Annotated in this window: 11 protein-coding genes, 3 tRNA genes, 1 pseudogene and 1 riboswitch; of the genes and pseudogenes, 5 read left to right on the forward strand and 10 right to left on the reverse strand. The window is 58.3% G+C overall.

Annotated features, from left to right (window positions below; all coding sequences use genetic code 11):
* Nucleotides 1-219: 219 nt before the first annotated feature.
* Entirely contained in the window at nucleotides 220-903 is a 684-nt protein-coding gene (locus tag ACW9H9_RS19860) for a TetR/AcrR family transcriptional regulator (protein WP_457344862.1), read from the reverse strand.
* A 47-nt stretch (nucleotides 904-950) separates the two neighbouring features.
* On the opposite strand from ACW9H9_RS19860, the gene ACW9H9_RS19865 reads away from it, so the two are divergent.
* Both ACW9H9_RS19865 and ACW9H9_RS19870 read left to right on the forward strand, forming a co-directional pair.
* Entirely contained in the window at nucleotides 951-1,223 is a 273-nt protein-coding gene (locus ACW9H9_RS19865) for a hypothetical protein (protein ID WP_457344861.1), read from the forward strand.
* Between the two features lie 146 nt (nucleotides 1,224-1,369).
* A pseudogene (locus tag ACW9H9_RS19870) lies at nucleotides 1,370-1,717 on the forward strand (helix-turn-helix domain-containing protein); the annotation flags it as partial.
* Here ACW9H9_RS19870 and ACW9H9_RS19875 read toward each other — a convergent pair.
* Nucleotides 1,695-2,516 carry a hypothetical protein gene (locus ACW9H9_RS19875; RefSeq protein ID WP_457344860.1) on the reverse strand — a complete coding sequence of 274 codons (822 nt, stop codon included), beginning with the start codon at nucleotides 2,514-2,516 and terminating at the stop codon, nucleotides 1,695-1,697. The pseudogene ACW9H9_RS19870 and the gene ACW9H9_RS19875 sit on opposite strands and share 23 nt — an antisense overlap.
* A gap of 137 nt (nucleotides 2,517-2,653) precedes the next feature.
* Nucleotides 2,654-2,730: transfer RNA gene (locus ACW9H9_RS19880), tRNA-Arg, on the reverse strand.
* Between the two features lie 309 nt (nucleotides 2,731-3,039).
* Here ACW9H9_RS19880 and ACW9H9_RS19885 point away from each other — a divergent pair.
* The 3 genes from ACW9H9_RS19885 (at nucleotide 3,040) to ACW9H9_RS19895 (ending at nucleotide 4,216) form a co-directional block, all read left to right on the forward strand.
* Complete coding sequence (locus ACW9H9_RS19885) at nucleotides 3,040-3,264, forward strand: hypothetical protein (RefSeq protein ID WP_457344859.1); 225 nt, start codon at nucleotides 3,040-3,042, stop codon at nucleotides 3,262-3,264.
* Between the two features lie 10 nt (nucleotides 3,265-3,274).
* Nucleotides 3,275-3,454, forward strand: coding sequence for a PA3371 family protein (locus ACW9H9_RS19890; RefSeq protein ID WP_457344858.1), 180 nt, complete (start codon nucleotides 3,275-3,277; stop codon nucleotides 3,452-3,454).
* A 435-nt stretch (nucleotides 3,455-3,889) separates the two neighbouring features.
* Complete coding sequence (locus ACW9H9_RS19895; protein WP_024076996.1) at nucleotides 3,890-4,216, forward strand: Arc family DNA-binding protein; 327 nt, start codon at nucleotides 3,890-3,892, stop codon at nucleotides 4,214-4,216.
* Nucleotides 4,217-4,313: 97 nt separating this feature from the next.
* Here ACW9H9_RS19895 and mgtE read toward each other — a convergent pair whose 3' ends face one another.
* From mgtE to ltaE, 7 genes are all read right to left on the reverse strand, one after another.
* Nucleotides 4,314-5,756, reverse strand: coding sequence for a magnesium transporter (gene mgtE, locus ACW9H9_RS19900; protein ID WP_457344857.1), 1,443 nt, complete (start codon nucleotides 5,754-5,756; stop codon nucleotides 4,314-4,316).
* A gap of 339 nt (nucleotides 5,757-6,095) precedes the next feature.
* A tRNA-Arg gene (locus ACW9H9_RS19905) sits at nucleotides 6,096-6,172 on the reverse strand.
* Nucleotides 6,173-6,280: 108 nt separating this feature from the next.
* A tRNA-Ser gene (locus ACW9H9_RS19910) sits at nucleotides 6,281-6,371 on the reverse strand.
* 62 nt (nucleotides 6,372-6,433) lie between these two features.
* Complete coding sequence (csrA, locus tag ACW9H9_RS19915) at nucleotides 6,434-6,622, reverse strand: carbon storage regulator CsrA (protein WP_002554426.1); 189 nt, start codon at nucleotides 6,620-6,622, stop codon at nucleotides 6,434-6,436.
* A gap of 184 nt (nucleotides 6,623-6,806) precedes the next feature.
* Nucleotides 6,807-8,048, reverse strand: coding sequence for an aspartate kinase (locus tag ACW9H9_RS19920; RefSeq protein WP_457344856.1), 1,242 nt, complete (start codon nucleotides 8,046-8,048; stop codon nucleotides 6,807-6,809).
* A gap of 96 nt (nucleotides 8,049-8,144) precedes the next feature.
* A complete protein-coding gene (gene alaS / locus ACW9H9_RS19925; protein WP_457344855.1) occupies nucleotides 8,145-10,763 on the reverse strand; it encodes an alanine--tRNA ligase in 2,619 nt (872 codons plus the stop codon).
* Between the two features lie 145 nt (nucleotides 10,764-10,908).
* A complete protein-coding gene (ltaE, locus tag ACW9H9_RS19930) occupies nucleotides 10,909-11,913 on the reverse strand; it encodes a low-specificity L-threonine aldolase (RefSeq protein WP_457344854.1) in 1,005 nt (334 codons plus the stop codon).
* Between the two features lie 183 nt (nucleotides 11,914-12,096).
* A riboswitch (FMN riboswitch) is annotated at nucleotides 12,097-12,250 on the forward strand.
* Nucleotides 12,251-12,264: the final 14 nt, after the last annotated feature.

Consider the following 12,264-nt stretch of genomic DNA (forward strand, 5'->3'; position numbering starts at 1 on the left):
GCGCGCCGTGGTTTGAATCGACCCTAAATCGTGAGTTTTCTGATGATTCTGGCTTTGTGCAACGCGGGAAATAATTTCAAGCCGCCCTTTTGACCACCTGAAATCGAGGAATAGCCTAACGATCGTTCGAAAAAACGAACAAGGCACGGGGATCAAGGGCAAGTTCGCTCAACTCAACCGCAACGGCGCGTGACAGGCCCCGGGCGATGACGTCAAGACTTACGCCTTATCGCTGTTCAGTTCCGAAACTGTTTTTTTGGCGAAGTTGCCACAGGCCTTAAGCACTTCATCCCGGGTTTTATCGCTGGCCATTGCACTGGCCATCACCACGGCCCCCACGCTCAGCGCCAGCAGCGCCCATGAAGTGGTCGCGTCATCAACCACATCCTCGATCTCGTCATGGATACGCCGGACTGAATCCTCATAAGCTTTTTTCGCCCCGTCATTCGCCCGGGCGACCTCTGCACTCAACGTTGGAAGCACGCAGCCACGCTCCGGACTCTCAACATGCTGGACGCTCATATAAGACAATAATTGCTTGAGCAAAACCCGCGTTGAGCCGTCTCGCGTGCCTGCGAGCGCTTGGCGGGAGCGTTCAAGCTCCGCCTCGATGATCTCTGCGAGCAGATCATTTTTCGTACTGAAATGATGGTAAAAAGTCGAGCCTTTGAGGCCAGCGGCCCCCATCAAGCTATCGACCCCCGTGGTGCCAAACCCCTGCTTCTTGGCAATCGCCGCAGCCGCTTCCACGACGCGACGGCGGGTATCTTCTTTGTGTTCAGCGGAATAGCGCATGGTGAGCCTCGATGAGCATTCAGTTTTTTGAATATAGCAAAACGAGCGTTCGATGAAGTTGATAAAGTTTTGGGTGGGTGAGTTGACCGTTACACCTGGTGCAATCAACTCAGTGATTTCAGGCGATACACCGTTGGCCGAGCCCGGAGGTTTCTTTGAATTTTCGCCAAAATAAAGTGCGATTGCTTGCCCTGGTTATTGTGTTTGGTGTGCTGCTGGTCGTTAGCAATTATGGGGTCAAGATCATGACGAGCGTTTACAAACAGGATTATGGAAACGGTGTCGTCGTCTATGCCGATGACTATGTGAAAACGGGCCGATGGGTATTCGACTGCGGTTACTCACGGCTGATCAGCCGCCAGCCGCTAGCCGATGCCCACGCCCACGGCGATCAGCGGCGGAGTCGCGGTTATCGGTTTCGTGGGTGAGCCTGGCGATGCAGAGCTAAGCGATATCGCCTACGCCATAAACTGCAGCGTCCGAGAGGCGGAAAAAGCCGCGAAATCAGCGGTGAGTTTTGCGGTGGATGCGGGCAGCAAGCTGAACATCGCAAAGAGCCGCGTTCCGCACGGGCAAGGGCCTGCGCATCGTCGCGCTCGATCTGCCAACTAGTCATCAGGGTATGCAGGACACGAAGGGAGACGAGTTCACCGGGCGGATGCTTGGCGCCATCAACTCAATGCTGGTTGAAATGATGGCCGCGATTGCGCGAAAAGATTACGAGCAGCGCCGCGACCGACAGGCCCAGGGTATCGAGAAGGCCAAGGCCGCCGGCAAGTACCAGGGGCGCCCGGTGGACGCCGATCTGCACAAGCGCGTGACCGAGTTGCTCGGCGCCGGCCTGGGCATTCGCGCGACGGCCAGGCACGCCAACTGCTCCACCACCACCGTGCTGAGGATCAAGGATTTGGCTCGGCTATAGACGCTGCTGTGAGCGCTGACTCAGCGTGTTTCAGCGCGGCCTCGCCAAACTCACGCCCGCTGAGCAATTGGTCAAGGGCCTTGAAAAGAAGCCTGTCAAACTGACCCCTTAGCCATTGAAGGCGTGAGTGGCTGAGCCCCAGAAACTCCTGTAGTAGAGGATCGCCCAGCAGAGCGGCGATCATTCGATGTATGTTTTCGTCCTCGTACCATACAAGCTTTTGAGGATCATGTTTGCCCTCTCTGAACAGGTAAATTATGCGTGCCAACATTCCATGGAACGTGGCAAATTGCGCCCAGATGACCTCGCCCAAAAATGGCCGATGATCCTGCACCTTAGCGAAAAATTTTGTGATAATTCCAAACTCAATCGCACGAAGCTCTGGACCTAGTGGGCCGCTATAAGCTTCAAGTAGCTCGGATCTCGTCAGCACATCTGAGGTCACTATTGGCGCAGGCATCAGCTCCCGCCCTTCCAATACTGCAAGCCATAGAACATCCACCGCTTGTATCTTCCGAACGATCACAGCCTTTTGGACTTCGGAAAACGAGGCCGAAGATATACGAAGCTTATCGGCTTGCCTGTCAAATTCAGACTTGAGCTCAGCCAGGTTGGAATCACCCTCACGCTTCAATTCAGCTTTGAGGATCTCTAGTCGTTCGTCATATTCATGCTTGATACCAGCCCTCAACCGCTCTTCTATCCATGTTCTAAAAAGCCATCCGAGAGCAGCAAGCAAGGTGGCGCTCACCCCTGATGTGAGAAGGACGTTCAATGCGAAATCGGTCAGCGTTTCCATACCCTTCCCTAATATGAGTTACAAAAAAACCCCAACAGGAAACCTGAATGGGGCTGATTCTGGTAACGCTTGCTGTCACCTTGCTGTCACGGCGAAATTAAGCAGTGACCAGAAAAGGCTGAAAGCCTTTGATTATATGGTGTCCCAGGGCCGGTTCGAACGGCCAACCTTCCCCTTAGGAGGGGGATGCTCTATCCAATTGAGCTACTGGGACTAATGACACCTTCGCACCCATGGGCTGCGCGACGGACGGCGTGCATGTTAACGGTCAAGGTCGGTTTTGTCATGTCATCCGTAGGCTTTTTGAAGGTAGACCGCGGTCATGGGCCAAAGCCCGCTCACAGGTCGTGCAAAATGCACTACTACAATATGCCATCATTGCAACTTGCAATAACCCACCACTTTAAAATAACCATAAACTACTGATTTATAAGTAATTTATTCAAAAATAAAGACTGGCACGCCCTCTGCAATCCTTATCCTACAAACCAGCCTGGCCACGCCATCCGCGGAGAACCTGCCCATGAACAGCGCACTTCTATTAGCCCTCAATGCCGTAGCGTTGGCCGCCCTGGTGATGTTCCATTTTCAATCGAGCGGGGAAGACGTGGCGCAGTTGCGTCAACCTGTGCCTCATCACCTGCAGCAGCGCCCACAGCTGGCGCTGATGACGCCGGACGCCAAATTGTCGGTGCACCTGCCACAGCAGGCCCAGCGCGTACCGTCGGCCGAACACTGGGTTTTCTGAGGGCTGTTGAATGACTAAATCTGCCTGGCTGTTTCTTGCACTTGCCCTGATGAGCGGCGTAACGGCCGTGAGCGCCGTGTCGCAGGACGTGCAAACGTTCGCTTTAATTGCCGCTAGCGTGTTTGGCGGGCTGTTTGTGCTGGCCGCCCTGGTCGGTCGCCGAATCAAATTTGATCCGGTTTTGCGCTAATCGCCTTCCACCCTCCCCGCCTTCAGAATTATTTTTCTGTCCCGGTTTCCCCCTTCGGGTAACCGACCTTACGTCGCCCCGTTCTACAGAATCGGCAATTTGCCACTAGTCTTAAAAATAGGGGCAAAAGGCCATATTGCTATAGGATGTGCCCCCGAAAAGCCTTTTGCGTCCGGGGCCTGCGGCTGCATCACCCCTCTGGGAGCCATGCAGGAAAGTTTTCAAACCAGTCCGCAAATTTTCAAATGAGTGCTGGCATTCAGCCGGTAGCCAGTTCAATATTTGTCACAGAATTGGCGCCAAGGAAATGGCAAACTTGAGGCATGATGCGGCCTCTTTGCAATTGAGGTTGAACATTTGGCGGCAAGCCTTGTCCTAACACACATCTTGCGGCCAATTCCAAAAACCGCTCCCCTGAACTAACCGGTTAAATATATGCGCCCATTGAAACAGGCAATTTATTCCAGCCGTACGGCTGACAAATTCGTCGTACGTCTGCCAGACGGTATGCGGGAACGCATTGCCGAGGTGGCTCGCAATCATCACCGCAGCATGAACTCCGAAATCATCGCCCGCCTGGAGCAGAGCCTCATTCAGGAAGGCGCGTTGGGCGAAGAGTTGAGCATGCGCCTGGACAGCCCCGAGCTCTCACTGCACGAACGCGAACTGCTGCAGCGTTTTCGTCAGCTTTCCCATCGCCAGCAAAATGCTCTCGTCTCGCTTATCGCGCACGACGTTGAGGCAGCTGCAGAAGCCGACTGATCGGTCTTTGAACGCTGAAAGCCAGCCACGCGCTGGCTTTTTTTTGCGTGCCGTTCAAGAAAACAGGGCTGTCGGGCAGCCCTGTGGGAAGGAAGGGTCAGAGCAGGAAGACAGTCGCCAGGCCCAGGAAGATGAAGAACCCGCCGCTGTCGGTCATGGCGGTGATCATCACGCTGGCGCCCATGGCAGGGTCGCGTCCGAAGCGCGCCAGGGTCATGGGGATAAGCACGCCCATGAACGCCGCCAGCAGCAGGTTGAGCGTCATGGCCGCGGTCATAACCACACCCAGTGACCAACTGCCGTACAGCATGTACGCCACGGCGCCAATCACCCCGCCCCACACCAGGCCGTTGATCAACGCCACCGCCAGCTCTTTGCGCAGCAGGCGCTTGCCATGCCCGGTGCTCACCTGGTCCAGGGCCATGGCGCGCACGATCATGGTGATGGTCTGGTTGCCCGAGTTACCGCCGATGCCAGCCACGATCGGCATCAGCGCGGCCAAGGCCACCAGCTTCTCGATAGAGCCCTCGAACAGGCCGATGACCCGGGACGCCACAAACGCGGTGATCAGGTTGACCGCCAGCCACGCCCAGCGGTTACGCAGGGACTTCCACACCGACGCAAAAATATCTTCTTCTTCGCGCAGACCCGCCATGTTGAGGACTTCGCTTTCGCTTTCCTCACGGATCAGGTCGACCATTTCATCGATGGTGAGACGGCCGATCAGCTTGCCGTTCTTGTCGACCACCGGGGCCGAGATCAGGTCATAACGCTCAAACGCCTGGGCGGCGTCGTAGGCGTCTTCGTCCGGGTGAAAACTCACCGGGTCGCTGGCCATGACTTCAGCCACTTGCTTTTCCGGGTCATTGACCAGCAGGCGCTTGATGGGCAGCACGCCCTTGAGAATGCCTTCGTAGTCCACCACGAACAGTTTGTCGGTGTGGCCCGGCAATTCCTTGAGCCTGCGCAGGTAGCGCAGCACCACTTCCAGGCTGACGTCTTCGCGGATGGTGACCATCTCGAAGTCCATCAGTGCGCCCACTTGCTCCTCGTCATAGGACAGCGCGGAGCGCACACGCTCACGCTGCTGACCGTCGAGGGTTTCCATCAGCTCATGGACGACGTCACGCGGCAGCTCGGAAGCCAGGTCAGCGAGTTCGTCGGCGTCCATGTCCTTGGCGGCCGCCAGGAGCTCGTGGTCGTCCATGTCGGCGATGAGCGTTTCACGGACCGAGTCGGACACTTCAAGGAGGATGTCGCCGTCGCGGTCAGCCTTGACCAGCTGCCACAGGGTCAGACGGTCATCAAGCGGCAAGGCTTCAAGGATATAAGCGACGTCGGCGGAGTGCAGGTCATCGAGTTTGCGCTGCAACTCGACGAGGTTTTGCCGGTGGACCAGGTTTTCGACCCGGTCTTGATTCGCACCTTCCTGGCGGTGCGTCAGGTCTTCGACCACACGCTGGCGCTGCAGCAGCTCGATGACTTGAGCCAGGCGGTCCTGCAGGCTTTCTTGTGTTTTCTTTACTTCTACTTCGGTCATAGGCGAACTCCACTCCCAGCAGCGGGGCACGCCGGAAGGTTCAATCAGTCAATTCATGATTGGTAAAGCGGGGTGTTGAGTAACTACTGGGTAAGTCCATGGAAGTGTTCCAAAGCCCCGGCGGGGCTGACGGGCGCAATCATACACCGCCCGCGCGTTTTAAACGTTAAAAAACTGGCAAGAACAAGCGCTTGCAAGGCAAACCTGAGGATTGCCCACACACAGGAACTGCGACGACAGGGCGCCCGTAGAAAACACATCAGGCGCGCAGAAAAAGACGGGGCACGTCAAAAACCCCAGACGGCAAAAAGCCCGCACTTGGCGGGCTTTTTGTTTGTATGGTGCACTCGACAGGATTCGAACCTGTGACCGCTCGGTTCGTAGCCGAGTACTCTATCCAGCTGAGCTACGAGTGCATTTGTTGCCGCGCATTATAGGCCGTTCAATCTCTATGTAAAGCGATTTTTTCTAGTAATTTCAACAACTTACCGAAAAATCCAGATTGCAACGTACTAAGCAAATAATGGCGGAGAACGGGGGATTCGAACCCCCGACACCCTTGTGAGGTGTACTCCCTTAGCAGGGGAGCGCCTTCGGCCACTCGGCCAGCTCTCCGCAACACGGGGCGTATATTAACCACGTTCTTCCCCGTTTGCAAACATAAAAAACGATAAAAATTAATGGCTTGGTTCTTCGTCCTTCTCTTTCTTGATCCGCAGGTAGATTTCCTCGCGGTGAACCGCCACCTCTTTCGGAGCATTAACCCCGATACGCACTTGATTGCCTTTGACGCCGAGCACGGTCACGGTGATTTCGCCATCACCAATAATCAGGCTTTCTGCGCATCGACGAGTCAGAATCAGCATACCTTTCACCTCACGCATTTCAGTTCGGGAACAACAGTCTGCAAAAAATGGCATTCGGCCTACAGCCAGATAGCCATAGTCCTACACGCCTAAGTATTGTCGAGCACGCGTAAAAGAACAGGTCCGCACCCGCACAAAACGAAAAAATGAAAGGCGCGAATCACCGCGCCTTTCAGATACCGCCTTATTCGCCCTGCCGCGCAGGAGCATCCAGCTCAAAAGCGGTGTGCAGTGCACGTACAGCCAGTTCCAGGTATTTCTCTTCGATTACCACCGACACCTTGATTTCCGAGGTAGAGATCATCTGAATGTTGATGCTCTCCTTGGCCAGGGCTTCGAACATGCGGCTGGCAACGCCCGCGTGGGAGCGCATGCCCACGCCGACGATCGATACCTTGGCGATCTTGGTATCACCCACCACTTCGCGAGCACCAATCTCGCGGGCGGTGTTTTCCAGGATCGCCTTGGCGGCATCGTACTCGTTGCGGTGCACAGTGAACGTGAAATCGGTGGTGTTATCGTGCGAAACGTTCTGCACGATCATGTCGACTTCAATGTTGGCACTGCTGATAGGGCCAAGGATCTTGAAGGCCACGCCCGGGGTGTCTGGCACGCCACGGATGGTCAGCTTGGCTTCATCGCGGTTAAAAGCGATGCCGGAAATGATCGGCTGTTCCATGGATTCCTCTTCATCAATAGTAATGAGGGTGCCCGGACCCTCTTTGAAGCTGTGCAATACGCGCAGCGGAACGTTGTACTTGCCGGCGAACTCCACCGCACGGATCTGCAACACCTTGGAACCGAGGCTGGCCATTTCCAGCATCTCTTCAAAGGTGATCTTCTCCAGGCGCTGAGCCACCGAAACAACCCGTGGGTCGGTGGTGTACACGCCATCCACGTCAGTGTAGATCTGGCATTCGTCCGCCTTCAGGGCAGCGGCCAGTGCTACGCCGGTGGTGTCGGAACCGCCACGGCCAAGGGTGGTGATGTTGCCGCTTTCGTCGATGCCCTGGAAACCGGCAACGACCACGACACGACCAGCCTTCAAGTCACCGCGAATTTTCTGATCATCGATCTGCAGGATGCGCGCCTTGGTGTGCGCGCTGTCCGTCAGAATGCGCACCTGGGCGCCCGTGTAGGACACCGCTGGCACGCCGCGCTTGATCAGCGCCATGGCCAACAGGGCAATCGTCACCTGCTCGCCGGTGGACACGATCACATCCAGCTCACGGGGAACCGGTTGTTGATCGCCACTCACCGCCTTGGCCAATTCGATCAAACGATTGGTTTCACCGCTCATGGCCGACAGCACAACCACCAGGTCGTCACCGGCATCACGGAATTTCTTAACTTTGTCGGCGACCTGCTCGATTCTTTCGACGGAACCGACCGAGGTGCCTCCAAATTTCTGTACGATCAATGCCATTTCTAAGCCGCCTCAGCCCGTAAAGGGGCGCCTAATAAACCAATCTTCCAGCAACTGAGCGGCCCATGACGGGATCACGGGCCGGTTCACAGCGCCTTAAATACCTGCTTCGACAAACGGCACCGTCAGGGCCAGCGCCGCGTCCAGGGCACCGGCGTCTACACCACCGCCTTGCGCCATGTCCGGACGACCACCGCCCTTCCCGCCCACTGCCGCAGCGGCTTGCTTCATCAAATCACCGGCCTTGAGTTGGCCAGTCAGGTCTTTGGTTACACCGGCAACCAGCACGACCTTCTCCTCATGGACACTGCCGAGCAGGATCACTGCGCGGCCGAGCTTGTTCTTCAACTGATCGACCAGCGCCAACAGCGCCTTGCCATCCTGACCATCCAGGCGAGCAGCCAATACACTCACGCCTTTGACATCCTGGGCGGACGCCGACAGGTCATCACCGGCTGCGCTGGCGGCCTTGGCCTTCAATTGCTCCAGCTGTTTTTCCAGCTGACGGTTGCGTTCAAGCACCGCCGACAGCTTGTCGATCAGGTTGTCGCGGCTGCCCTTGACCAGGGTGGCCGCTTCCTTGAGTTGTTCTTCTGCTGCGTTGAGGTAGGCCAGCGCCGCAGCGCCAGTGACAGCCTCGATGCGGCGTACGCCGGACGCCACACCGCCTTCGCTGGTGATTTTCAGCAGGCCGATGTCGCCGGTGCGGTTGGCGTGGATACCGCCACACAGCTCCACCGAGAAGCTGCCGCCCATGCTCAGCACGCGCACGCTGTCACCGTACTTCTCGCCGAACAGCGCCATGGCGCCCTTGGCCTTGGCGGTGTCGATGTCGGTTTCTTCGGTTTCCACCGCGGTGTTCTTGCGCACTTCGGCGTTGACGAGGTCTTCCAGCGCCTTGATCTGCTCAGGCTTGATCGCTTCAAAGTGGCTGAAGTCGAAACGCAGGCGCTGGCTGTCCACCAACGAGCCTTTTTGCTGGACGTGCTCGCCCAGTACCTGGCGCAGCGCGGCATGCAGCAAGTGCGTGGCCGAGTGGTTCAGGGACGTGGCGTGACGCACCTCGGCATCCACTTGCGCGTCTACCGGCGCGCCCACGGTCAGGTTGCCGGACGCCAGCACGCCGTGGTGCAGGAACGCGCCGCCGGTCTTGGTGGTGTCGCGCACCTCAAAACGGCCGGACGTGGAGGTCAGAAACCCGCTGTCACCGATCTGGCCGCCGGACTCGGCGTAGAATGGCGTCTGGTCCAGGACCACCACGCCTTCGTTGCCTTCGCTCAGCACGTCAACCGACTGGCCATCTTTATACAGGGCAACCACTTTGGCGGAACCGCTGGTGGCCGTGTAGCCGGTGAACTCGGTGGCCACGTCAACCTTGACCAGGCTGTTGTAGTCCATGCCGAACGAGCTGGCAGAACGCGCACGCACACGCTGGGCTTCCATTTCACGCTCAAACCCTTCTTCGTCCAGGGTCAGGCTGCGCTCACGGGCGATGTCGCCGGTCAGGTCCATCGGAAAACCGTAGGTGTCATACAGCTTGAACACCACGTCGCCCGGCACCACGTCGCCCTTGAGGTTGGCCAAGTCCTGCTCGAGGATCTTCAGGCCCTGCTCCAGGGTCTTGGCGAACTGCTCTTCTTCAGCCTTCAGCACGCGCTCGATGTGCGCCTGGTTCTGCTTGAGCTCAGGGAACGCGTCGCCCATCTCGGCCACCAGGGCCGCGACGATCTGGTAGAAGAAGCTGCCGGTGGCGCCCAGCTTGTTGCCGTGACGGCATGCGCGGCGAATGATGCGGCGCAGCACGTAGCCACGGCCTTCATTGGAAGGCAGCACGCCGTCGGCGATCAGGAAACCGCAGGAACGGATGTGGTCGGCCACCACTTTGAGCGACGCCTGTTCTTCATTGGCGCAGCCGATGGCCTTGGCCGCAGCGGCCAGAAGGCTCTGGAACAGGTCGATTTCGTAGTTGGAGTGAACGTGCTGCATCACCGCACTGATCCGCTCAAGGCCCATGCCGGTGTCGACCGAAGGCGCTGGCAGCGGGTGCAACACGCCGTCGGCGGTGCGGTTGAACTGCATGAACACGTTGTTCCAGATTTCGATGTAACGGTCGCCGTCTTCTTCTGGCGAGCCGGGCGGGCCGCCCCAGATGTCGGCGCCGTGGTCGTAGAAAATCTCGGTGCACGGGCCGCACGGGCCGGTGTCGCCCATGGTCCAGAAGTTGTCGGAGGCGTAAGGCGCGCCCTTGTTGTCGCCGATGCGCACCATGCGCTCGGCCGGAACGCCCACCTGTTTGGTCCAGATGTCGTAGGCCTCGTCATCGCTGGCGTACACGGTGACCCACAGTTTTTCCTTCGGCAGCTTGAGCACGCCGGTCAGGAAGGTCCAGGCGAAGTTGATCGCGTCTTGCTTGAAATAGTCGCCAAAGCTGAAGTTGCCGAGCATTTCGAAAAAAGTGTGGTGACGCGCGGTGTAACCGACGTTTTCCAAGTCGTTGTGCTTGCCGCCCGCACGTACGCACTTCTGGCTGCTGACGGCGCGGGTGTAGGCGCGCTTTTCCTGGCCCAGGAAGCAGTCCTTGAACTGGTTCATCCCCGCGTTAGTGAACAGCAGGGTAGGGTCATTGCCTGGGATCAAGGAGCTGGAGGCGACACGGGTGTGGCCTTGCTCGTCGAAGAAGCGAAGGAAGGCTTCACGGATTTCTGCGCTTTTCATTAGGTTCTTCCACGGAGGCTGCGGCCAAAGGCCTGTGCTCACATCACGGGACGGAGCGACGGCAAAGGGCCGCATTATATCGGCCCTTTGCCGGTGGTACAGCGTGTTTATCGGATAGAAACGCTCAATTGGACGGTCTGCACGCTCATTTGCGTGAAAAATCGAGGAATGTCTCGACCACTTTGGCCAATTGCTCCCGGCTGACGTCCATGTGCGTGACCATGCGCAAGCGCGGCGCGGCGCTCAACTTGATCCCGCGCTCGGCGGCAAACGCCTTCAGCGCCTGAGCCCGCTCGCCCATCTGCACGTACACCATGTTGGTCTGCGTGGGCTCTACCGTGTAGCCCGCCTTGCGCAGTTCATCGCCCAAAAACTGCGCATTGGCGTGGTCCTCGGCCAGGCGCTGCACCTGATGGTCCAGCGCATACAGCCCCGCCGCCGCCAGCGAACCGGCCTGGCGCATGCCGCCACCCACCATTTTGCGCAAGCGGCGCGCCTTGGCGATCAGTTCATTCGTGCCGCACAACACCGAGCCGATCGGCGCCCCCAGGCCTTTGGATAAGCACACCGACACCGAATCGAAGTGCCGGGCGATCTCGCGCACATCCACCCCCAGCTTGACCGCCGCGTTGTAGATACGCGCGCCGTCCAGGTGCAGGGCCAGCCCGTGCTCCGTGGTAAACGCCCGCGCCGCCGCCAGGTATTCCAGCGGCAGCACCTTGCCTTGCATCGTGTTTTCCAGCGCCAGCAGGCGGGTGCGGGCGAAGTGGAAGTCATCCGGCTTGATCGCCGCCCGCACCTGGGCGAGGTCCAGCGAACCGTCGGCCTGCAGCTCCAGGGGTTGCGGCTGGATCGAACCCAGCACCGCCGCGCCGCCGCCCTCGAACTTATAGGTGTGGGCCTGCTGGCCGACGATGTATTCCTCGCCCCGCTCGCAGTGCGCCATCAAGGCCAGCAGGTTGCTCATGGTGCCGGTGGGCACAAACAGGGCCTGGGCAAACCCCAGGCGCTTGGCCAACTCGGCTTCCAGGCGGTTGACGCTGGGGTCTTCGCCGTAGACGTCATCCCCGGTGGCGGCGCTCGCCATGGCGGCGAGCATGCCGGGGGTGGGTTGGGTCACGGTGTCGCTACGCAGGTCAATCACGGTCATGGAGCTAACCTCTGGCTAAGTGGGGGAAGGGTCGTTCTGCAACGATTACTGCGGGCAAGGCCGCCTGATATCAAGCAGTGCCCTCAATACCAAACAAAAAAACAGATAGTGATTATCAAGACACCGGCCATGCACCTTTGAGAAATATATGGTAAAAACTCTGCGCCGCCAGGGTTCTGGCGGCAACGTTCTCAGGGCGGGGTGTAATTCCCCACCGGCGGTAATTGCACGCAAGGTGCATAGCCCGCGAGCGCTTGGCGCCTTTTGGCGACAAGGTCAGCAGACCCGGTGTGATCCCGGGGCCGACGGTCATAGTCCGGATGAAGAGAGAACGGGATTGGCACCAAAGGG

It is taken from the genome of Pseudomonas sp. SDO5215_S409 (genome assembly GCF_054071325.1).